General features: G+C 52.7%; 21 protein-coding genes. 17 read left to right on the forward strand and 4 right to left on the reverse strand.

Annotated elements, in window-relative coordinates; all coding sequences use genetic code 11:
- The first annotated feature begins 79 nt into the window (after positions 1 to 79).
- The gene (lepA, locus tag KCG48_RS03320) at positions 80 to 1,882 is read left to right on the forward strand and encodes a translation elongation factor 4 (protein WP_211799885.1); all 1,803 of its coding nucleotides are present in this window, start codon (positions 80 to 82) and stop codon (positions 1,880 to 1,882) included.
- 2 nt (positions 1,883 to 1,884) lie between these two features.
- On the forward strand, positions 1,885 to 3,018 hold the full coding sequence (gene hemW, locus KCG48_RS03325; protein ID WP_211799886.1) for a radical SAM family heme chaperone HemW: 1,134 nt from the start codon (positions 1,885 to 1,887) through the stop codon (positions 3,016 to 3,018).
- Between the two features lie 50 nt (positions 3,019 to 3,068).
- On the opposite strand, the gene yaaA is transcribed toward hemW, so the two are convergent.
- A complete protein-coding gene (gene yaaA / locus KCG48_RS03330; RefSeq protein WP_211799887.1) occupies positions 3,069 to 3,806 on the reverse strand; it encodes a peroxide stress protein YaaA in 738 nt (245 codons plus the stop codon).
- Positions 3,807 to 4,019: 213 nt separating this feature from the next.
- Between yaaA and KCG48_RS03335 the strand changes: the two genes are divergently transcribed.
- The gene (locus KCG48_RS03335) at positions 4,020 to 4,661 is read left to right on the forward strand and encodes a lactate utilization protein (protein ID WP_211799888.1); all 642 of its coding nucleotides are present in this window, start codon (positions 4,020 to 4,022) and stop codon (positions 4,659 to 4,661) included.
- A 41-nt stretch (positions 4,662 to 4,702) separates the two neighbouring features.
- Here the strand turns inward: KCG48_RS03335 and mgtE are convergent, their stop codons facing one another.
- The 3 genes from mgtE to hpt form a co-directional block, all read right to left on the reverse strand.
- A complete protein-coding gene (gene mgtE, locus KCG48_RS03340) occupies positions 4,703 to 6,037 on the reverse strand; it encodes a magnesium transporter (RefSeq protein ID WP_211799889.1) in 1,335 nt (444 codons plus the stop codon).
- 131 nt (positions 6,038 to 6,168) lie between these two features.
- Complete coding sequence (locus KCG48_RS03345) at positions 6,169 to 8,490, reverse strand: transglycosylase domain-containing protein (protein WP_211799890.1); 2,322 nt, start codon at positions 8,488 to 8,490, stop codon at positions 6,169 to 6,171.
- A gap of 118 nt (positions 8,491 to 8,608) precedes the next feature.
- Positions 8,609 to 9,130, reverse strand: coding sequence for a hypoxanthine phosphoribosyltransferase (gene hpt / locus KCG48_RS03350; RefSeq protein ID WP_211799891.1), 522 nt, complete (start codon positions 9,128 to 9,130; stop codon positions 8,609 to 8,611).
- Between the two features lie 289 nt (positions 9,131 to 9,419).
- Between hpt and hflX the strand changes: the two genes are divergently transcribed.
- The 14 genes from hflX to yajC all read left to right on the forward strand — a co-directional run bounded on the left by hflX (position 9,420) and on the right by yajC (position 22,268).
- Positions 9,420 to 11,210 (forward strand): GTPase HflX, encoded by a 1,791-nt coding sequence (gene hflX / locus KCG48_RS03355; protein ID WP_211799892.1) that lies wholly within the window; start codon positions 9,420 to 9,422, stop codon positions 11,208 to 11,210.
- On the forward strand, positions 11,207 to 12,100 hold the full coding sequence (locus KCG48_RS03360) for a nucleotidyltransferase domain-containing protein (RefSeq protein ID WP_211799893.1): 894 nt from the start codon (positions 11,207 to 11,209) through the stop codon (positions 12,098 to 12,100). The genes hflX and KCG48_RS03360 overlap by 4 nt, the downstream gene beginning before the upstream one ends.
- Positions 12,097 to 12,765 carry a YigZ family protein gene (locus KCG48_RS03365; protein WP_211799894.1) on the forward strand — a complete coding sequence of 223 codons (669 nt, stop codon included), beginning with the start codon at positions 12,097 to 12,099 and terminating at the stop codon, positions 12,763 to 12,765. Before KCG48_RS03360 ends, KCG48_RS03365 begins: the two co-directional genes overlap by 4 nt.
- Positions 12,766 to 12,802: 37 nt before the next feature.
- Positions 12,803 to 13,543 carry a YebC/PmpR family DNA-binding transcriptional regulator gene (locus KCG48_RS03370; protein ID WP_211799895.1) on the forward strand — a complete coding sequence of 247 codons (741 nt, stop codon included), beginning with the start codon at positions 12,803 to 12,805 and terminating at the stop codon, positions 13,541 to 13,543.
- Between the two features lie 24 nt (positions 13,544 to 13,567).
- A complete protein-coding gene (locus tag KCG48_RS03375; RefSeq protein WP_211799896.1) occupies positions 13,568 to 14,380 on the forward strand; it encodes a ZIP family metal transporter in 813 nt (270 codons plus the stop codon).
- Positions 14,381 to 14,559: 179 nt separating this feature from the next.
- On the forward strand, positions 14,560 to 15,378 hold the full coding sequence (locus tag KCG48_RS03380) for a zinc ribbon domain-containing protein (protein WP_211799897.1): 819 nt from the start codon (positions 14,560 to 14,562) through the stop codon (positions 15,376 to 15,378).
- A gap of 162 nt (positions 15,379 to 15,540) precedes the next feature.
- Entirely contained in the window at positions 15,541 to 16,650 is a 1,110-nt protein-coding gene (locus KCG48_RS03385) for a PfkB family carbohydrate kinase (protein ID WP_331000367.1), read from the forward strand.
- Complete coding sequence (locus tag KCG48_RS03390; RefSeq protein WP_211799898.1) at positions 16,644 to 17,561, forward strand: pseudouridine-5'-phosphate glycosidase; 918 nt, start codon at positions 16,644 to 16,646, stop codon at positions 17,559 to 17,561. The genes KCG48_RS03385 and KCG48_RS03390 overlap by 7 nt, the downstream gene beginning before the upstream one ends.
- Before the next feature lie 50 nt (positions 17,562 to 17,611).
- Complete coding sequence (locus KCG48_RS03395; protein WP_211799899.1) at positions 17,612 to 17,956, forward strand: hypothetical protein; 345 nt, start codon at positions 17,612 to 17,614, stop codon at positions 17,954 to 17,956.
- A 110-nt stretch (positions 17,957 to 18,066) separates the two neighbouring features.
- On the forward strand, positions 18,067 to 18,660 hold the full coding sequence (ruvA, locus tag KCG48_RS03400) for a Holliday junction branch migration protein RuvA (RefSeq protein ID WP_211799900.1): 594 nt from the start codon (positions 18,067 to 18,069) through the stop codon (positions 18,658 to 18,660).
- A gap of 10 nt (positions 18,661 to 18,670) precedes the next feature.
- The gene (gene ruvB, locus KCG48_RS03405) at positions 18,671 to 19,717 is read left to right on the forward strand and encodes a Holliday junction branch migration DNA helicase RuvB (protein WP_211799901.1); all 1,047 of its coding nucleotides are present in this window, start codon (positions 18,671 to 18,673) and stop codon (positions 19,715 to 19,717) included.
- Positions 19,714 to 20,742: a tRNA preQ1(34) S-adenosylmethionine ribosyltransferase-isomerase QueA gene (gene queA, locus KCG48_RS03410; protein WP_211799902.1), complete on the forward strand. Its 1,029-nt coding sequence runs from the start codon at positions 19,714 to 19,716 to the stop codon at positions 20,740 to 20,742. Before ruvB ends, queA begins: the two co-directional genes overlap by 4 nt.
- A 1-nt stretch (position 20,743) precedes the next feature.
- The gene (tgt, locus tag KCG48_RS03415) at positions 20,744 to 21,904 is read left to right on the forward strand and encodes a tRNA guanosine(34) transglycosylase Tgt (protein ID WP_211799903.1); all 1,161 of its coding nucleotides are present in this window, start codon (positions 20,744 to 20,746) and stop codon (positions 21,902 to 21,904) included.
- 82 nt (positions 21,905 to 21,986) lie between these two features.
- Positions 21,987 to 22,268 (forward strand): preprotein translocase subunit YajC, encoded by a 282-nt coding sequence (yajC, locus tag KCG48_RS03420; RefSeq protein WP_211799904.1) that lies wholly within the window; start codon positions 21,987 to 21,989, stop codon positions 22,266 to 22,268.
- Positions 22,269 to 22,386: the final 118 nt, after the last annotated feature.

Raw genomic sequence — 22,386 nt, forward strand, 5'->3', positions numbered from 1 at the left:
AGTTCGAAAAGAAAAAGGAGCGGGAACGGGACCTGATATGCTATAATGTATCGTGGAAAATAGTATAGAGGTGAAGGTTATGCAGAGCGAAAGACAAAAGAAGATTCGAAATTTCTCCATTGTCGCCCACATCGACCATGGCAAATCAACTTTGGCCGACAGGCTCATTGAATATACAGGGGCCTTGTCGTCCCGGGAGATGGATGCACAGGTCCTGGACAGCATGGAGCTGGAGCAGGAAAGAGGCATCACCATCAAGTCCAAAGCCGTCCGGCTGATTTACCGTCGGGAGGATGGGGACTATGTTTTAAATCTCATCGACACTCCGGGACATGTGGACTTCAATTATGAAGTGTCTCGAAGTCTCCAAGCCTGCGAGGGGGCCATTCTCGTGGTAGATGCCACCCAGGGAGTTCAGGCCCAGACGCTGGCCAACTGTTACCTGGCGCTGGACAATAATCTGGAAATTCTGCCGGTGATCAACAAAATCGATCTGCCTTCGGCAAGAATCGATGACGTGGTTAAGGAGATCGAGGACGTCATCGGCATCGAAGCCGCCGATGCCCCGAAGATTTCCGCAAAGACGGGTCTCAACATCCAGGATGTGCTGGAAGGGGTCATTGCCCATATTCCGTCGCCCCAGGGCGATGAGAACGGCACCCTTCGGGCGCTGATTTTTGATTCTTATTATGACTCCTATAAGGGAGTTGTTTCCTTCGTCCGTGTGAAGGAAGGAACGATCCGTCCGGGGATGAAGGTGAAGTTCATGGCCACGGGAAAAGAACATGAAGTGACCGAAGTGGGCGTGTTCACCCCGGAACTTCTCCCGGGAGAAGCCCTCATGGCCGGCGATGTCGGTTACATCACCGGATCCATCAAAAATGTTCGAGATGCCCGGGTGGGCGATACGGTAACCAGTGCAGTTCATCCGGCCTTGGAGCCTCTGCCTGGCTACAAGAAGGCCATCCCCATGGTGTTCTCCGGAATTTATCCGGTGGATGGCGCCGATTACGAAGAGCTCAAGGAAGCTTTGGAGAAGCTGCAGATCAATGATGCAGCCCTGAGCTTTGAGTATGAGACCTCCGTGGCGCTGGGCTTTGGTTTCCGCTGCGGCTTCCTGGGGCTTCTCCATATGGAGATTATTCAGGAGCGGATTGAGCGGGAATTCAATATCCCCATCATCACCACTGCTCCTTCCGTAATTTACAACGTATTCCGCACCGATGGCGAGATGGTTCAGATCACAAATCCGACCAATCTTCCGTCACCCACGGAGATTGACTATATGGAGGAACCCATCGTCAAGGCCTCCATCATCACCCCTTCCGAGTATGTGGGGGCGGTCATGGACCTATGCCAGACCCGGCGGGGAACCTATATCAACATGGACTATGTGGAGCAGACCCGAGCGGTGATTCATTACATCATCCCCCTCAATGAAATCATCTATGATTTCTTTGACACGCTGAAGTCCCGAACCCGAGGCTATGCTTCCCTGGATTACGAGCTGGCAGGCTATCAGACCACCAAACTGGTGAAGCTGGATCTTCTGCTCAATGGGGAAGTGGTGGATGCCCTGTCCATGATCGTCCCGGAGGAAAGGGCCTATGTCAAGGGCCGCAACATCGCAGAGAAGCTCAAGGAAGTTATTCCCCGTCATATGTTTGAGATTCCCATTCAGGCGGCTGTGGGCTCCAAGATCATTGCCCGGGAGACCGTAAAAGCCCTGCGTAAGGACGTGTTGGCCAAGTGCTACGGCGGTGACATCTCCCGTAAGAAAAAGCTTCTGGAAAAGCAGAAGGAAGGCAAGAAGAGAATGCGTCAGGTAGGTTCCGTGGAAGTTCCCCAGGAAGCATTCATGTCCATCCTGAAAGTGGAGTAGCCATGGAAAAAACCTACGGGCTCTACATTCATATTCCATTCTGTGCCCAAAAATGCTACTACTGCGATTTCGCCTCCTATTCCGGAAAGGAAAAGCTGGTGGAACCGTACCTGGAAGCCTTGGATCAGGAGATTCGACTGAAAACCCAGGGAAAGCGGTTTGATACCATCTTCATCGGTGGGGGAACCCCCACCTATCTCAGTGCTGAGCAGCTCCAACGCCTGGGCCAGTCCCTGGCGGGGGTGGAGCGTACCCCGGACTGTGAGATTTCCATGGAATGCAATCCCGGGAATCTTACCGAAGCGAAAGTTCCGGCCATCCAGGCCATGGGGGTCAATCGCTTGTCCATCGGTCTCCAGTCTTCCAATGACCAGATTCTTCTGGATATCGGAAGAATCCATACCTTCCGGGAGTTTCGGGATAATTATCTGATGCTTCGGCAGGCAGGATTCAGCAATATCAATGTGGATCTGATCTATGGCCTTCCTGGGGAAAACCTCCGGATCCTGGAAAAAACCCTTCAGGATGTGCTGTCCCTTTCCCCGGATCATATTTCCTGCTATTCCCTCATCATCGAGGAGTTTACCCCGTTCTACTACCGGAATCAGCGCCGGGAGCTGAAGCTTCCCGACGAGGATCTGGAGCGGCAGATGAATGAAGTGATCCTTCGCCGAATGAATGAGGAAGGATACGAACGCTATGAAATCAGCAATTATGCCCGGCCTGGAAAAGAGTGCCGCCATAATATCCGCTATTGGGAAGGGCGGGACTATGTGGGCTGCGGAACTTCCGCCCACGAGTATGTGGATGGCATTCGGCAAGAGAACATCCGCACGGTGGAAGGCTATCTCCGGATGATGAAGGAAAAAGGCACAGCAGCTGTCCGAATCCATCCCAATACCCCGGAGGAGGACATGGAAGAATATATTTTCATGGGAATGCGCATGCGGCAGGGGATTGATAAAGCCCGTTTTCAAGAGCGCTTTCACGTATCCCTGGATACGCTTTTTGCAGAGCCCATGGAAAGATTCACCCAGCTGGGTCTATTGGAGGATACCCCCGCGTATCTTCGCTTCACCGAAAAGGGAATCGAGTTTTCCAACACAGTGCTCAGTGAATTTCTTCTTTCCACATAAAATGATGCCCCCGTTCTCCAGAGATTTTTGGAGGACGGGGGCATTGTGGTTTAGCGGGTAAAGACGAGCTTATGCTCCTGGGATAGTCCTTTATGGAACTGATAGCCGCTGAGGTTGAAGTGCTTCAACTCCTCCACAGTACGGACTTTATTCGCGGCCATGAAACGGGCCATTTCTCCCCGGGCATGTTTGGCGAAAAAGGAGATCATTTTGAATTCCCCCTCTCGAAGTTCTCGAAAATCCACATCATATACAGTCAGAGCTGTGGTATCTCGGTGAATGACTTTGGAATACTCCTGGGAGGCCAGATTGATGAGGATTCCATCGGAGGCTTCCTTTTCCAGCTGCTTCTGGATTTCATCTCCCCAAAAGGCATAGAGATTTTTTCCGCGGCCGTTCAGAAGGCGGGTGCCCATCTCCAAACGGTAGGGTTTGATGCGGTCCAGGGGGCGAAGAAGACCATAGAGGCCAGAAAGAATCCGCAGGTGTTTCTTCAGATACAGAATTTCGTCGGGGGAGAGGGTATCGGCATCCAGCCCCCGATACACATCTCCCCGAAAGAGATATAGGGCAGGATAGGCTTTGGCGGTGGAAAATCTCTGAAAGCGCTGGTAGTTTTTTTCGGCCAACTCTTCGCTAATCCCCATGAGCTTGGCCAGGTTTTCCGGGCTCTGTTCCCGAAGGATCTCGAGCAGTTCGTGGGTTTCATGTTCAAAACGGGGAGCTGTGGTGCGGACGGCCGATTTTTCTTCCAACAGGGTTTTGGCAGGGGACAAAATGGCTAACATAAGTACCTCCAACTTGATTTCTAAGACAGATCCATATGCATCCATTTTACCACATTCTGCGAAAGAAGCTGGTTTCTTCAGGCAAGTGTGGTCGTCAGCGGCGAGGAGGGATAAGTTTCCCAAATCACCGCCTAAGATGCAGAATCTTCGGTATGAAAAAGTTTACCAATGCGATATAATACCCCTAGAATCAGAAAGAATGGGGGAATTATGATGGATCAGCATTTATTTTCAATCTATGAGCATAAAATTCAGCGATTGGTGGAGAACCTGGCGAAAAACAACATGAAGGGCGTATACCTGAAGGACAAAGGGGAGCTCCTGGATTATCTCAACGCCAATCTTCCCGATAAGTCTACAGTGGCCGTGGGGGGATCCCAGACGCTCTTTGAGCTGAATCTCATCGAGTACCTTCGTGCCCGGGATGTGGAGTTCTTTGATCGCTATGCGGAAACCCTGACCAATGAAGGGCGCAAGGAAGTCTTCCGGAAAAGTTTCTTTGCGGACTACTATCTCACCTCCAGCAATGCCGTGACGGTGGACGGACACCTTTATAATGTGGATGGTACGGGAAATCGGGTGGCAGCGCTGACCTACGGCCCGGACAAAGTCTTTGTCATCATCGGCATGAATAAGATCGTGGGGTCTTCGGAAGAGGCGGAGGCCCGAATCCGGGAGGTAGCCGCTCCCGCCAACTGTACCCGGCTTAACCGCAATACACCCTGCACCAAGGCTGGTAGCTGCATGGACTGCAAGGTGGCAGACCGACTCTGCAACAGCTATTCACAAATCAAGCGCCAGGGAACCAAGGATCGGATCGAAGTGCTGATTCTTCCCCTGGATCTGGGCTACTAAAAACTAGAGGCAGTCACGTTCACCGTGATTGCCTCGTTTTTTTAGATCAAATATTCGATGAGAAGGGTGGCTAGACCCAGGAAGAAGAAGAAACCCAGGGTATCGGTCATGGTGGTGACAAAAACCCCTGAAGCCAGGGCGGGATCCACCCCAAGCTTTCGCAAAAGTAGCGGGATGAGATACCCCGCCATGGTGGCCACGATCATGTTCAGGAACATGGCGATGCCGATGACCATGCCAAAGGTGAGGGAGTGTTCCCAGAGGGATCCCATGACGAAAACAATGAGTCCCAGGACCAAACCGTGGATCACCCCGACACCGAATTCCTTTCGGAGGATCTGCCGGGCATTTTCCGGTGTCAGCTGACCAATGGCTAATCCGCGGATCATGAGGGTCAGGGTTTGGGTGCCGGCATTTCCACCCATGCCAGTGACCATGGGCATGAAGACAGCCAGGGCGACCACCTTGCCAATGGTGTCATCGAAGAGGCTCACCATGGCGGAGGCTAAAATGGCCGTGAGAAGATTGACCAGAAGCCAGGGAAGGCGAGACTGGACAGAAGCTCGGACGGTACCGTCCACCACTTCTTCCTCATCCAGACCGGCCAGTCGGTACATATCCTCGGTGTGCTCCTCCGTGAGGACCTCCATGACGTCGTCCACGGTGATGACGCCGAGCATGACCCCTTCGGGGTCCACCACCGGCATGGCCATATAACCGTACTTCTGGAAGATGTTGGATACTTCTTCCTGATCCATCTCCACGGGGATGGCGGTGATGTTCTCCGACATGATATCCCGAAGGAGCGCATCGGGAGGAGACGTGATGATGTCCCGGATGGGGACAATGCCCCGGAGGACATTCTGATCATTAAGGACATAGAGATAGTAAGGGGTTTCGGCATCGGGGGAGGTGGAGCGCAAAAACTGCAGAGTGTCATCGATGGTCATGGACTCTTTCACCGAGATAAATTCCGTGGCCATGATGCCGCCGGCGGTTTCCGGGCTGTAGCTTAACAGCTCCTTCATTTCCTCCCGGTCTTCCTTGTCCATGCTCTCCAGCAGGGTGTCCTGATCTTCCGTGTCGATGGATCCCAAAAGATCCGCCAGTTCATCGGAAGACATCTCTTCGATGATGTTCTTCTGCTGACTTTGGGGGAAGAGGGTCAGAATATCATATTTTTCATCGTCTTCCGCTTCGTCGATGAGCATGGCGATATACTCATCGGGAAGTTTCTCCAGAAGATCCATGGGATTTCCTTCATACGCCTGCAGGGCTTCCAGGACATCCACAGGGTGGAGATCATCCAGGAGAATAAGGATTTCCTCAATGGGGGAATCCAGGATCAGGCGGATCAGTTCTTCGTCTCTTTTCATGGGACACCAGCTTTCCAGGAGATTCGTCTCTCCTCTATTATACTTTACCGGGGGGTTAGGCGTTAGTCTCTTGGGGGAGATGCACTACAAAAATATGCACGGATTTCTCCGTGCATATAGGGGACTAAACCTTAGTTTCCTCCGTTGCCATTGCCGTTCCCATTACCGTTGCCGTTGTTTCCAGGCTCCGTGGGGGCGGTGGGATCGATGACGGGGGCTTCGTAGGTATGGACATCGCAGATGGTGGTGGGCTGGGTACCGCTGACAAAGAGGTCTGAAGCCACGGTGCCGGCCACATAGCACTGCTCGTTGGGAATACCGCCGGACTCCTTGCAGAAGGAGGCGGTGATGAGTCCGCTGGGTCGGGTGACATTCGTCACGGGCAGTCCTTCCTGGAGGTAGGCCATGATTTTTCCATAGGCTACCTGGGTGATGAAGGAAATAACCGTATTATTGGACCCGGGGACCAGCAGCGGTTTACGCTGATCGGATCCGATCCACATGGATGCGGAATAGTAGGGGGAGACACCGGCAAACCAAATATCCGTTGGCAGATTGTTTTCATTGGTGGCGGTACCGGTTTTACCGGCCAGAGGCATACTGGTCAAACGGGCTCTGGGCACATTCTTGGCCACGATGTCTTTCAGGACATCATAGACGAGATAAGCCGTTTGGGGACGCAGTACCTGTTCGGACTTGGGAATATTCTCCAGGATGACGTTTCCGGAGGAATCCGTGACCTTGGTGTACAAAATACTTTCCGTCACGACGCCGCTGTTGCCGAAGGCGCCATAGGCCGTGGCCAGGATGAGGGGATTTCCGCCGTCTTTGTTGTCATTGACGTTGGAGCCCAGGGCAAGATTGGAAGCCACCGGATTTTCGGGAAGAACCAGGCCAAACTTCTTGCCGTAGTTCTTGGAAATCTCGAACTGGTTTCCGGAAATGGTGTACAGGGTTCGTGCAGAAACCGTATTGTAGGAACCCACGATGGCCTGACGGATGGTGGTGAATCCGGTATAGCGGAAGTTCACGTTATTGGGCCATTTACGGTTCAGGGTGTTGTAGAGAGACGCAATGGGACGATCTTCCTTGGGGTCAATCTGCATGTCCTTGGCGGGAGTGCCCAGGGTAATGGCTCCGGTATCCAAGGCCGGACCGTAAACGGTCAGGGGCTTGGTGGTGGATCCTATCTGGCGCAGGACACTGTTGGCGAAGGTGGGGGAGTAGTAAGCCCGGTTTGAGGTGGAGGGTTCGTCGATGTTACGTCCGCCCACCAGGACCTTGACCTGACCTGTGCGGTAGTCCACGGCGGAGAATGCCGCCTGAGCTTCCGTTCGGGTATCGATTTCGTTGCCGGCCGGATCCTTGGAAGTGTGCATGTACTCCGCTTTGATGTTGGCGAAGTCGTTGAGCACGCCGATGGTGTACTCCTGGGCATCCCGGTCCATGGTGGAATGAATGACCAGACCGCCGTAGGAGATGAGATCATTGATTTCCTCATCGGTATAGCCCAGCTTTTCCTTCAGGTCATTGCGGACCTGGTCGATGGTCGGACGGGTGAAGTATTCAAAGTTATACTTGTCGCTGACAATCTTGGTTCGGGTGAAGGCGATGCCTTCCGTATCCAGCTGATTCATATAGGCGGCGTGATCCAGTTCAGTAATTTTTCCATTCTTCAGCATGGCGTTCAGCACGAGCTTCGTTCGGTTAATGTACTTCGAAGGATTTGCCATGCTGCTCTGGGAGAACGCATAGTAGTTCGAAGGGCTCTGGGTGGTACCGGCGATATAGGCAGCTTCAATGACGGACAGATCCTTGGCGGATTTGTTGAAATACTGCCGTGCTGCGGCTTCGACACCGTTGGCGCTGCCGCCCAGGTAAACACTGTTCAGGTACGTGGCCAGGATCTGATCCTTGGTGAGGAGCTCCTCAGCTTGGAGGGCCATGTAGATTTCCTGAATTTTACGCTCGTATTTCTGTTCCCGGGTGAGGAAGGTGTTCTTGATGATCTGCTGCGTTAGGGTAGAACCGCCCTGCATATCCCGGTTGCCGGTAAACTGGCCCAGAATATCCCGGAGGGTTACGCCGATGGTGCGCTTGTAGTCCACACCCTCATGCTTGTAGAAGCGTTCATCCTCGATGGAAATAAAGGCGTTCTTGATGTTATCGCCCATCTCTTCCAGTTTCAGCGGAAAACGAACCTCATCCGAATGGAGGATGTCCATCTGGTTCCCCTGGTCATCCAGGATGATGCTGGGCTGAGACAAGGCAAGGAACTTGTTCACATCCACTTCAGGAGCTTCCTTGGCGATGGTGAGAATGATCTTGGTCACATAAATTCCGCCAACCATAGCGGTGATGATGAACGTGATCAATATAAATTTAATGATTTTCGCAAATAACGTGAAGGAACTGGATTTGGCGTTCTTTCGCGTGCTGGGCTTCTGGCTCATCTTTTTTCCTCCGTAAAATTACTGACTGTATTATAACATAAAAGATGCCTTACCTTACAGTAAAGCATCTTTAGAAACTCTGAAGATTCGCTGAGTACGTCCTGAAATCAGCGCCTTATTACTTCCAGTTGAAGACATAGGGCACATTGCGGTAATGGTCCCCGTAGTTCAGGCCGTAGCCGACCACAAAGACATCTTCGATGACGAAGCAGCAGTAGTCCGGAGCAATCTCCACCTTTCGTCGGGAGGGCTTATCCAGAAGGGTACAGGTCTTCACGGAAGCTGCCCCTTTGGACTGCACATAGCCCACGACAAAGTCCATGGTGATGCCCGTATCCACAATGTCATCCACGATGAGAACATCATAGCCGTTGAGGTCATCGGGAACATCATTGACCACGACGATATTTCCATTGGAGGTCTCGCTGTGACCGTACGAAGAGGTAGTCATGAAACCAATGGTGGTGTCCAGCTCAATATTTCGGACAAGATCCGCGGTGAAAATAAAACTTCCGCGCAGGAGAGACAGGACATAGAGCTTCTTCTCCTTGTAATCTTTAGTGATCTGTTTTCCAACTTCTCTGACCTTTACGCGAATCTCTTCCTCGCTGATCAGAATGTTTCTTGCCTTATCTTCCATCGGGTTAGTCACCGTTCCTTTTCAAAGTGTACATATTAAAGTAAATCATATATAATTGATTTGGATATGTCAAGAACCTAGGGAAAATGTCTGCACGACGGGCGTTTGAGGCCTTTTGCCCCAAGCATGGCCCCCATGGGATGAATATAAGGGAGGATAAGCCCGGGCAGTCAAGTGTTGCACCCGAAGTCACGGGAGAGGAGAATCACTTGATTTTCGGGGTTTTGTCGTATCCAGAAATCTTCGGAGAAGTTACTCCGGAAATCTTGAAAGGCAAGGAGGAATTCTTGTGATTACTGGAAATATTGAGGGGGTTCGGAATCGGATCCTCGAAGAACTGGAAGCAATTTTTGAGATCAAGACCGCGAAATATGCATTTTTAGATACGGCCATCGTGGACATCATGCTGAAGATCACCAAGGAACTGGATCGGGAGATCAGCGTCCTGGTGGATCGGAAGGGCAAGGTGCTGGAAGTGACCGTGGGGGACAGCAGCGCCGTGTCCATGCCCCTGGTGGAGCTAAGAGACAATAAGCTTTCCCGGGTGAGAGTGGTCCATACCCATCCCAACGGAAATCCGAAACTGTCCGCACTGGATATTTCGGCACTGATCAAAATGAAGCTCGACAGCATCATCGCCATCGGCGCCTCGGACCATCCCCAGGTGGTCATGGGCTTCCTCACCGTGGAGAATCAGAAAATCCATGTGGAGGCCACAACCCCCATGGAACTGGATGACGCGTACCGTTTCAATGTGCTGGACCGGATCACCTACAATGAGGGGCTTCTGCAGGAAGCCGAGGATCTGGAGGAAGACGAGGAACGAGCCGTGCTGGTGGGCCTGGATTCCGAGGATTCCCTGGTGGAGCTCCGGGAGCTGGCCAAGGCAGCCGATGTCCCCGTGGGCGATGTGGTTTTCCAGAAACGGGCAACCCAGGACAACGCCACCTATGTGGGCAAGGGGAAGGTTCAGGAAATCGGGGAAGCTCTGCAGCTGTCCCGCAGCAATATGGTTATCGTGGATGACGAGCTGTCCGGATCTCAAATTCGAAATCTCGAGGATGAGCTGGGCGTAAAGGTCATTGACCGAACGACGCTGATTCTGGAGATTTTCGCCCGAAGGGCCCGCAGCCGGGAAGCCAAGCTCCAGGTGGAGCTGGCCCAGCTGAAGTACCGCATGTCCAGGCTCATTGGCCTGGGAACAGTCATGTCCAGAACCGGTGGCGGCATCGGCACCCGGGGACCGGGAGAGCAAAAATTGGAAATTGACCGCCGTAAAATCCGGGACCGGGTCAATGATCTGAAAAATGAACTGAAAAAAGTCGTGGCCATCCGCAGCGTGCAGCGGGAAAGTCGCGATCAGAACGGCATTCCCCGGGTATCTTTGGTGGGCTACACCAACTCGGGAAAGTCCACTCTGCGCAATGCCCTGGCGGAAATGGCGTCGAAAGATGCCATTGTGAAGAACAAGGTCCTGGAAAAGGACATGCTCTTTGCCACTCTGGACACCACCACCCGCGCCATTGCCCTTCGGGACAGCCGCGTGGTCACCGTCACCGATACCGTGGGCTTCATTCGAAAGCTTCCCCATGATCTGGTGGAGGCCTTCAAGTCGACCTTGGAGGAAGTGGTGTACTCGGACCTTTTGATCCATGTCATCGATGGCTCTGTGGATGACTGCTACAGCCAGGCCGTCACCGTGGATCAGGTGCTGGAGGAGATCGGTGCCGGAGAAGGCATGCGCATCATTGCCATCAACAAAGTGGATAAGGGCAAGAGCTACATGACGGAAGAGCTGACCAAGCTCTATGGGGACAAGTATCCCATCATCGAAATCTCCGCAAAAATGGGGACAAACCTGAAGGCGCTCATCGAACTTCTGTCCGACACGCTGCCCGATGATTTGGTCACCCTGGAGCTTTTGATTCCCTATGATATGCAGAAGCTGGCAGCGCAGATTCACGACAAGGGAAATGTGATTTCGGAAGAGTACGGCGAAGAAGGAACCCTTATTCAAGCCAAACTGCCGAAAAAAGAAGTGCACCTTTATGAAAAGTTCCGCCGAGGAGGAGAAAAATGAAGAATCTCATCGTTGAGTACCAGAAGGTTTATCAGGTGGTGACGCAGAGGATGAAGGAAGTGCCGGATATCCTGGCGGCCTTTGTCTTTGGAAGCATGGTCACCGGGGACCTGTGGGAGAACTCCGATATTGATTTTTTCGTGATTTTGAAAGACGGCAGTCCGGGGATCCGGAATCTCTATTCCAATGAACAGGGGGTTCCGGTTCACTTGAAGGTTCTCAGTAAAGCAGAGCTTTTGGCCTGGCGGGAGTTGGAGGTGCGGGGGGGCTACATGCACCGCATCTTCTCCTCCTCCAAGCTGGTTTTCTCCAAAGATCCTGAAATTACCAGCCGCTACAATGATGCCCGATTCTATCCGGAAAAAGACCGGCGAAAGTGGACACTGTCCTATTTGGGGCGGCTCATCAAGAGCATCGACTCCACGGAGAAGTTCATGTATTACGGGAACCATTACGGGGCCTACCATGCCCTCATGGAGTCCATGGAGCTGTTCGCCTCCATTTTAGTGAACACCCGAGGCTATCTGATTTCGAAAGACACGCTGAATGTGGCAGCAGGGCTGGACCAGGAGTTTCGTCAGCATTATCAGCTTCTGGTTTCCGGAGAACAGCTGGAAGAGAAAACTAAAATTGTTAACCGGTATCTCAAGCAGCGGCTGGATAAGGAAATACTTGAGGCCTCTGAAGTGCTGCTGGCTTATTTCCGGGAGCATTCCCGCCCTTTAAGTTCCAGTGAAATCAAAGCCGATCCCTTCTTCCGGGATTTTGATCTCCATATGGAAGGGATTCTGAACCTCCTTCACCGGAAGAATCTGCTGAAGCAGAGCTATCGAAGCGTGAAAACGCCGGAGGGGTATCTTATGTTTGAGGAGAATGTCTACAGCTTATGAAAAACTATCGAACGGTAAAACAGCAGGCGGAAGCGGAGTTTGTGGAAAAAAAATCCACCTTTATCGGCAGTGTCAAACGGGTGTTCAGTGAAGAGGAAGCCCGGGCGTTCATTGCCGAGGTAAAGGGCCGGTTCAAGGAAGCCAGGCACCATGTCTTCGCCTATACCATCGGGGAGGACATGCAGATTCAGCGGTACAGCGATGATGGCGAGCCCCAGGGCACGGGAGGCATTCCTGTCCTGGAGGTGATCCGGAAAAATGAGCTGCGCTACACCTGTATCGTGGTGACCCGTTATTTCGGCGGCATTCTTTTAGGTGCGGCCGGCTTAACGCGGGCGTATGTCCGGGGAGCGGTGGATGCCTTGGCCCAGGCCGGTTCTGTGGAACGGGTTCTCGGCAAAGAAGTCATGGTGGAAACGGAGTATGATCTTTTGGGGAAAATTGAGCACTACCTGCGGGAGCATCATCAGCCCATCGAGCACGTGGAGTATACGGACAAAGTCCTGCTTCAGCTTTATCTGCCATCGGAAAAAGCCTCCCAGGTCATGACGGATCTGACCAATCTTACCGCAGGACGAGCAATCCTCACGGCGGGCGAGGAAGAGCTGTTCTACCAGGATGAGGATGGCCTCCAAAAGGGATTTGAAGAACAGGACATGAAATGATATAATCAGTATTCGTAATGAAGTGGAGGGATAAACGATGTCAGGACATTCTAAATGGCACAACATACAGGCCAAAAAGAACAAAATGGATGCCAAGCGCGGCAAAATATTCACCAAGATCGGCAAAGAGCTGATGATGGCGGCGAAGGACGGGGCAAACCCCGATACCAACTCAAAGCTCAGAGACGTCATCACCAAGGCAAAAGCAGCCAATATGCCCATGGACAACATCAACCGCGTGATCAAGAAGGCAGCGGGAGAAACCGGCGGAGCTGATTTCGAAGAAATGGTCTACGAAGGCTATGGACCCAATGGCGTGGCCGTGATCGTCGAAGCCTATACGGACAACAAGAACCGTACGGCAGGCAACGTGCGTCACATCTTTGACAAGTTTGGCGGAAATCTGGGGACCACGGGATCTGTGACCTTTATGTTTAACAAGAAGGGTCAGCTCGTGGTGGAAAAGACCGAGGATGTGTCCGAGGAAGAGCTCATGATGGTGGCTTTGGACAGCGGCGCCGAGGATTTCCTTTCTGAAGATACGGTGTTTGAAATCATCACCGAACCGGAGACATTTGAAACCGTCAAGGCGGCGATCAACGATGCCGGATTTGAGATTCTGGAAGGATCGGTCACCATGCTGCCCAATGTCACCACCAGTCTGGATCTGGAGATGTCGGAAAAGTTCCAGAAGCTTGTGGACAAGCTCCTGGAAGATGACGATGTGGATAATGTTTACCACAATGCCGACTTTGATGAGAATTTCGAAGAGAACTAACGTTAACACAGGGAGGGCGCACGCATGATTGAGTTCATCCGAGGTTATGATGCCACAGTTCAGGCTTTATTCGCCACACTGTTCACCTGGGGTGTAACTGCCCTGGGATCCGCACTGGTTTTTTTCTTTAAAAGCATCAACAAGAAAGTCTTTGACACGATGCTGGGGTTTGCCGCTGGGGTTATGATTGCGGCCAGTTTCTGGTCTCTCATCAGCCCGGGTCTGGAGCTGGCTACGGAAATGGGCTATAATGCCTGGGCCATGGCGGCCTTTGGATTCATGAGCGGCGGGCTCTTCCTGTTCCTTGTGGACAAGACCCTTCCACATATGCATCTGGGGCTTGCGCCCAGCGAGCAGGAAGGACCGAAAACCTCCTGGCAACGAAGTGTCCTGCTCGTCACCGCCATCACGCTGCACAATATTCCGGAAGGACTGGCTGTGGGCGTGGCCTTTGGGGCCGTGGCGGCAGGCATTGAGTCTGCATCCCTAACCAGCGCCATCGCCTTGGCCATTGGTATCGGACTGCAGAACTTCCCGGAAGGGGCAGCCGTGTCCATCCCGCTGCGCCGAGAAGGCATGTCCCGGGGGAAGGCCTTCCTCTATGGTCAGGCATCGGGTATCGTGGAACCCATTGCCGGGGTCCTGGGGGCTCTTCTGGTCCTCAGTGTTCGGAGCATGTTGCCCTTCGCCCTGTGCTTTGCCGCAGGCGCCATGATCTACGTGGTGGTGGAGGAACTGATTCCGGAAGCCCAGTCCAACAATAATTCAGACTATGCCACCATGGGTGTGCTTGTGGGATTCACCATCATGATGATCCTGGATGTGGCCCTGGGATAACGCACGGATCAGCCATAAACCTGGAGCCTGAGGGCTTCAGGTTTTTTGATGCTCAAATCTTCAGCGAAAATTAATCCTTTAAACAGAATGCTATAAGTCCCTTTCGCTATACTGATGAGGAAATCACAAGAGTACAGGGTAGGATGAAAAAGAGGAAGAGTCCTCAGGAGGTGAAAGAATTGAACTGTTCAAACTGTAATCATGAAAATCGGGAGGGCAGCCGATTCTGCAACCAGTGCGGATTCCCGCTCCAAGAGTCTAAGGTGACCTTGGGCGCCTACGATGAGGAAAATCCTCCCCGATCTTCCTTTTTCCACCGGCAGGAGAAATCTTCAGTGCTGGCAGTGGAGGATCACAGTCAGCCCTTTGCGGGAACGGGAGCCCTGGACATTGCCCCGGAGGAAATCTATGACCGGGACCGGAAGAAACGGGGACGACGGTCGCCATTTCTTCGGCTGGGCTTGGTGGTGGTGCTTCTCACCATGGTGCTGGCAGGAATCTACGGGGTCAAGTACGCCGTATCCACCCAGGAGGACCGCATTGCCCAGGCGGAAAACCTGAAAGCTCAAAAGGCCCAGGCGGAGGAGCTTCAGAAACTGGAAAATTACCGGGAAAAGTTCAATACGGTGGTGACACGATTTGAGGAGCAGGGAGCGGTGATCCAGGCCAACATCGACAGTCTTACCACCCTTCGGATCAACCGTTTCGTCAAAGGGTTGGGCCTAGGGGACGGGTTTAACAGCCTGGTGAATAAGCTCTTTGATGTGAGCCAGGTGGGCGAGATGAAGGAAAGTGGAGAAACCCTGGACCTTCTGGTGCTGGAACTGGTGTCTCCGCCGAAAACCTTCGAGTCCAAGTATGAAATGCTGCTCCATCTCCAGGAGACGGAAAGCGCCATTCAAGGGCTCTTCCAGGGGGAGGTCACATCCGATACCAAGACTGAACTGGAAGAACTCAATGCAGAGTATCAGCAGCTCCTCACAGACATAAAGCGTTAAATGAAGAATAAGAGTGCAATCATCGGATTGCCTCTTTTTTTGTGCCCAAATTGAAACAGAAAAGAATAATTTGTAAAAGCGTATTTTTCCCCTTGCAAAAGGTGAATCTGTGCAGTAAAATCTAAATATAAGTTTAGGGAATAAACTAAAGCTTAATTGGAGGTGAGGATCATTACCCAACGAGAACAGGAAATCATCGCCATCATCCGCGAAAATCCCTTTGTTTCGCAGCAGGAGATTGCCGATGCGCTGAGCATCACGCGTTCTTCCGTGGCGGTGCACATCACCAATCTGATCAAAAAGGGAATCATCCGAGGCCGCGGTTACGTGGTGGATGAGCGGGATCATGTATCGGTCATCGGCGGCGCCAACATGGATATCATGGGGTACCCCTTCACCACCCTGCGAAGAGGGGATTCAAACCCCGGACAGGTCTCCCTGTCCCTGGGCGGAGTGGGGCGCAACATTGCGGAAAATCTTGCACGGCTGGGCGTGAACACGAAGCTTTTTACCGTGGTCGGCAATGACATTTATGGAGACAAGATTATTCAGGATTCCCTGAAGACCGGCATCGATATGAGCCACGTGCTGAAAATCAATGATTTGGGCACGGGAACCTATCTGGCCATTCTCAACGGCGAAAATGACATGGACGTGGCCATCGCCTCCATGGACATTTTTTCCCGGCTGGATGAAAAATACCTGGAGGACAACCAGGGGATTATTTCCAAAAGCCAGGCCATCGTCTTTGACACCAATTTGGAAGAAAAAGTCCTGACCTTTGGGGTCAATCTTTTTCAGGACAATGATCTCTATCTGGATACCGTCTCCCATACGAAAGCCCTTCGGGCAAAAAAAATCATCGGCAAGTTCCATACGATCAAGCCCAACCGGCTGGAGGCTGAAGCCCTTTCCGGCATCAAGATCACGGGCCGGGGCGATCTGGATCAGGCAGCGACCTATTTTCACCGGGAGGGTGTCCGCAATGTCATCATCACCCTGGGGGAAGAGGGCGTTTATTACAGCGACGGGAAGAGCACCGGAATCCTGAAAGCGGAGAAGGTGATTCCCAAAAACGCCACCGGGGCTGGAGATGCGTTCCAAGCCGCTTTGGTCTATGCCAATCTCGAGGGAATGGAAATCCGGGACAAGCTTATCTTTTCCATGGGGGCATCCCTCTTAGCCATGGATTCCTACGACACCATCAATAAAGAAATGAGTACTGCGAACATCCAAAAAATAATTAAAAATCTGGAGGTAACGTCATGTTAAAACCCTATCTGTACATGAGCAAAGAAGTGGAAGAGGCCCTGAAGGCTGGTCAGCCGGTGGTGGCTCTGGAGTCTACCATAATTTCCCACGGGATGCCTTATCCCAAGAATGTGGAAACAGCCCTGAAGGTGGAGGAGATCATCCGAAATCACGGCGCAGTGCCGGCCACCATCGGAATCATCGGCGGAAGACTCATTGCCGGTCTCAGCCCCGAGGAAATTGACCACATGGGGAAAGCCCCGGACATCGCCAAGGTATCCCGCAGAGATATTCCCTACATTGTAGCCAACAAGAAAGACGGCGCCACCACCGTGGCTTCCACGATGATCATCGCGGACCTGGCCGGAATCAAGATCTTCGCCACCGGCGGAATCGGCGGCGTCCATCGCGGAGCCGAGACCTCCATGGACATTTCTGCAGACCTGGAAGAGCTTTCTTCCACCGGTGTAGCCGTCATCTGTGCTGGAGCCAAGTCCATCCTGGACATCGGTCTTACCCTGGAATATCTGGAGACCAAGGGCGTGCCTGTACTGGGCAACGGCACCGACGAGCTTCCGGCGTTCTACAGCCGCAAGAGCGGATATAAAGTGGACTATCGCATCGACACTCCTGAAGAATTCGCTAAGGTGCTAAAGACCAAGTGGGATCTGGGTCTGAAGGGCGGAGCCCTCATCGCCAACCCCATCCCGGAAGCGTACTCCATGGATGCTGACTTCATCAGCGGCGTCATCGAGAAGGCCGTGGAAGAAGCCAACGCCCAGGGCATCAAGGGCAAGGAGACAACCCCCTTCCTCCTGGCTAAGGTGAAGGAAATCACCGGAGGCGATTCTCTGGAAGCCAACATTCAGCTGGTTTACAGCAACGCCGAACTGGCCGCCAAGATTGCCGTGGAGCTTTCCAAGCTGGCATAACGGTTTAATCCTCATTTAATCTTTTTCTGGTAGAGTAGTTTCATCAATCAATGAACGGAGAAGATGAAATGATGAATGGACGCAGCTTGATCGGAACCCTGGTATTCACTGTCGTGGTGATCCTGGTTCTCAGCTTGGCCATATCCCTCCTGCCCTACATCCTCTTGGTCGGAATGATCTGGTACTTTTACCGGAGCCTCATCCGACCGATGTTTTCCGGAAGAACTTCGGAGAAAAGGGAAGACAGCGGAGTTTATACGCCAAAGTCCGATTCGGGAATCCACGAGACCATGGATCATCAGGTAAAGAGTGTTCGGGACGAGTCCTTTTTCCAGCAGAAACATGATGTGGTGGATGTGGACTATGATGAAGATTCTACCCATGACAAGAAATAAGTATCGCAAGACCGGTGATTTTTTCACCGGTTTTTTGCTGTGCAAACTCCTGTTTCAAAATTGGGGGTAAACATGTTAAGATAGATGGGAAACATTGGAGGGGGTTTGAAATGTACGATTATATCCGAGGGACATACCAGGGCATTTTTAAGGACTATGTCACCATCGAAAATCACGGGATTGGCTACAAGATCTACAGTTCAGGCCATACCATGGCGCAGATGCCCGCCATGGGCCAGGAAACGGTCCTTTATCTCACCCAGATCATCCGGGAGGATTTTGTGGGGCTTTACGGCTTCACGTCTCGGGAGGAGCTGGATCTGTTTCTCGTCTTGATCACCATTAACGGGGTGGGAGCCAAAGCGGCCCTGTCGCTGCTCTCGGCCAGTTCTCCGGATAAGCTGAAGTTTGCCATCATCGAAGGGGATGAGGCTCTTCTCATGAAGGCTCCGGGCATCGGAAAGAAGATCGCCCAGCGGCTCATCCTTGAACTGAAGGGAAAACTCCGCGTGGAGAACCCGTCCCTGGCGGCCAGCCTCACAGAGAAGCAGTCGGCGGAAGAAAACAGCAGTGTGGAAGCATTGGCTGCGCTGATTTCGCTTGGCTATTCCGAGCGGGAAGCCAAGGCAGCGCTGAAGAACATTGAGGAAAACCAGAGCATCGAAGGGATCATCAAGGATGCCCTCCGGTACCTGATGAATTGAGGGATAAACCATGGATGACAGACTGATCACTTCGGCATTCACCGAGGAAGACGTGACCAGCGAATACTCGCTGCGACCGGCAAGAATAAGTGAATATATCGGCCAGGAAAAGGTGAAGGACAACTTGAAGGTGTTTATCCAGGCGGCAAAGCTCCGGGAGGAGTCCCTGGATCACGTGATTCTCCATGGCCCCCCGGGGCTGGGTAAAACCACCCTGGCCAATATCATCGCCACGGAAATGGGCGGAAGCCTGAAGATCACCTCCGGTCCGGCCATCGAACGGGCGGGGGATCTGGCATCGATTCTCACCAGTCTCAATGATCGGGATGTGCTGTTCATCGACGAAATTCATCGGCTGTCCCGCACGGTGGAGGAGATACTCTATCCCGCCATGGAGGATTATTCCCTGGATATCGTCATCGGAAAAGGCGGACAAGCAAAATCCATTCGTCTGGATCTTTCCCGGTTCACCCTCATTGGGGCCACCACAAGAATCGGCCTTCTCACTTCCCCTTTGCGGGATCGCTTTGGGGTGCAGCTCTCCATGGAGTATTACACCGATGAAGAGCTGAAGGAGATCATCGTGCGCAGCGCGGGCATTCTCCACTTTGAGATTTCCGAGGACGGGGCATACTGCATTGCCCGAAGAAGCCGCGGAACGCCCCGAATTGCCAACCGTCTCCTGAAACGGGTCCGGGATTTTGCCCAGGTGAAGGGAAAAAGCATCATCGACGAAGAAACGGCCATGGAAGCCTTAAAGCGCCTGGACGTGGACGATGAGGGCTTTGACCGCATCGACCGCAAAATTCTGGAGGCCATTGTCCACCATTTCAAGGGGGGACCCGTGGGGGCGGAGACGTTATCCTTCTTCATTGGAGAGGAGCTGGACACCATCGTGGATGTCTACGAGCCATACCTCCTGCAGAAGGGCTTCATCATGCGAACACCCCGGGGCCGTGTGGCCACGGACCGAGCATATCACCACCTGGGTGTATCCCGGGATTCATCGGAGGGCAGCCAGCTCTCCGCATTTAAAGGAAATGAGGAAGACCATTGAGAGTAGAAGATTTTTATTTTGACCTGCCTGCGGAGCTCATTGCCCAGCATCCCCTGGAGGACCGGTCCAGCAGCCGGCTTCTGGTCCTGAGTAAAAGCACCGGAACCATTGAACATAAACACTTTTATGACCTGCCGGAGTATCTGCGCGCTGGGGATGTCCTGGTGCTCAACGACACCCGGGTCATGCCCGCAAGACTCTTGGGCCTTCGGGAGGAAACCGAAGGAAAGATCGAGTTTCTCCTTCTGAACCGGAAAAACATTGACACCTACGAGTGTCTGGCCAAACCTGGAAAACGGGCTCGGGTAGGGGCCAGGTTCACCTTTGGGGAAGGCATTCTCCAGGCTGAGGTGGTGGAAGTGCTGGAAAACGGCAACCGCATCGTGAAGTTTTTCCATGAGGGCGTCTTTGAGGAGATCCTGGATCGGCTGGGGGAAATGCCCCTGCCCCCCTACATCAAGGAAAAGCTGGAGGACAAGGAGCGCTATCAGACCGTATACTCGAGAGAGCAGGGCTCAGCCGCTGCCCCCACGGCAGGGCTTCACTTTACCAAAGAGCTGCTAACAAAGCTTCAGGCCATGGGCGTGGAGATCGCGTATCTCACCCTCCATGTGGGACTGGGAACGTTCCGTCCGGTGAAGGTCACCTCCGTGGAGGAGCATGATATGCATTCAGAGTACTATACCCTGGATCAGGCCAACGCCGAGATCATTAACCGAGCCAAGGCCGAGGGGAGAAGGATCATCTCCGTGGGCACCACGTCCACGCGGACCCTGGAAACCATTGCGGAGGAAGACGGACGAGTGAAGGAGCAGTCGGGGTATACCAAGATCTTCATTTATCCGGGCTACCGATTTAAATGCATCGACGGGCTCATCACCAACTTCCATTTACCGGAGTCCACATTAATTATGCTGGTGTCTGCACTGGCGGGAAAGGAGAATGTCATGGACGCCTATGAAACGGCGGTGCGGGAAAAATACCGTTTCTTCAGTTTCGGCGATTCCATGTTCATTAACGAATAATATGTATACTTTACTGAAAAGAGAAAATAAAGCCCGTCGGGGACGGTTTGTCACCCCCCACGGCACCATTGAAACCCCGGTCTTCATGAATGTGGGGACCCTGGCGGTGATTAAAGGCGCCGTTTCCTCCATGGATCTCAAGGAGATCGGCTGTCAGGTGGAACTGTCCAACACCTATCATCTTCATCTTCGCCCCGGAGACAAGCTGGTGGCCAAGATGGGAGGACTCCATAAGTTCATGAACTGGGACCGGCCCATTCTCACGGATTCGGGCGGTTTCCAGGTGTTTTCCCTGGCAAAAATCCGAAAAATCAAGGAAGAGGGGGTCTACTTCAACTCCCATATCGATGGAAGCTCCATTTTCATGGGGCCGGAGGAATCCATGCGGATTCAGAGCCATCTGGCCTCCACCATCGCCATGGCCTTTGATGAATGCATCGAGCTGCCGGCGGAACGAAAGTATGTGGAAAAGTCCGTGGAACGGACCACTCGCTGGCTGGTCCGCTGCAAGCATGAACTGGACCGCCTCAACGCCAAGGAAACCACCATCAACAAAAAGCAGATGCTCTTTGGCATTAACCAGGGCGGCACCTACGAGGATATCCGCATTGCCCATGCGGAGGAAATTTCCAAAATGGATCTGGATGGCTACGCCATCGGCGGCTTAGCCGTGGGAGAGTCCCATGAGGAAATGTACCGGATTCTTGATGTGGTCGTTCCCCATCTGCCCCAGGACAAGCCCATCTATCTCATGGGCGTGGGGACGCCGGAGAACATTCTGGAAGCGGTGGAGCGAGGCGTGGACTTCTTTGACTGTGTTTTACCCGCCCGAAACGGACGCCATGGCCATGTTTTCACGGAACGGGGAAAAATCAACATGAACAACAAGCGCTTCGAGTTTGATGAGAAGCCCCTGGATGAAGGCTGCACCTGTCCCGCGTGCCGAAGCTACACCCGCAGCTATATCCGTCATCTGTTCAAAGCCAAGGAAATGCTGGCCATGCGGCTCTGCGTGCTCCATAATCTCCATTTCTACAACAAGCTCATGGCGGATATCCGGCTGGCCATCGATGAAGACCGCTTTGCGGAGTTCAAGGCCCAGAAACTGAAAGACTGGGCACGGGGTCAGGAGGAAGTCCCTGCAGGGGCTCTTTTGGAATAAACCTTGGGGATAAGAGAAAATATCTTTATAATTCATAGATAATTCATTATAATGTAGATATTAATGATTGGAGGCAGAAAGAATGGGAGAACTCGCAGGACAGGTATTACCCATCGCAGCGATGCTGGGACTGATGTATTTTATGTTGTTCCTTCCGGAAAAGAAGAGAAGGGCAGCATTCAGCAAAATGGTCAACGAATTGAAAGTCAACGATCAGATTACCACCAGAGGCGGTCTTGTGGGGCGCATCGTGGCCATGGATGATGTGAGCATCACCGTGGAGTCCGGACCGGACCGAACCCGTCTCACCTTTATTCGGGGAGCGGTGGCCAGCGTGAATGCGTCGGAGGATGTCACCGAATAATCACAGACACGAGGTAGGATGAAGAAATAGGGCAGTGCATGGGCTCTGCCCTATTTTTAGGGCCACAGCGGACCCCCTGGCTGCAGGGTATGCGCGACAATGAAAGACAAATCGGAGG

It is taken from the genome of Proteiniclasticum sediminis (genome assembly GCF_018128025.1).
GTDB classification, from domain to species: domain Bacteria; phylum Bacillota; class Clostridia; order Clostridiales; family Clostridiaceae; genus Proteiniclasticum; species Proteiniclasticum sediminis.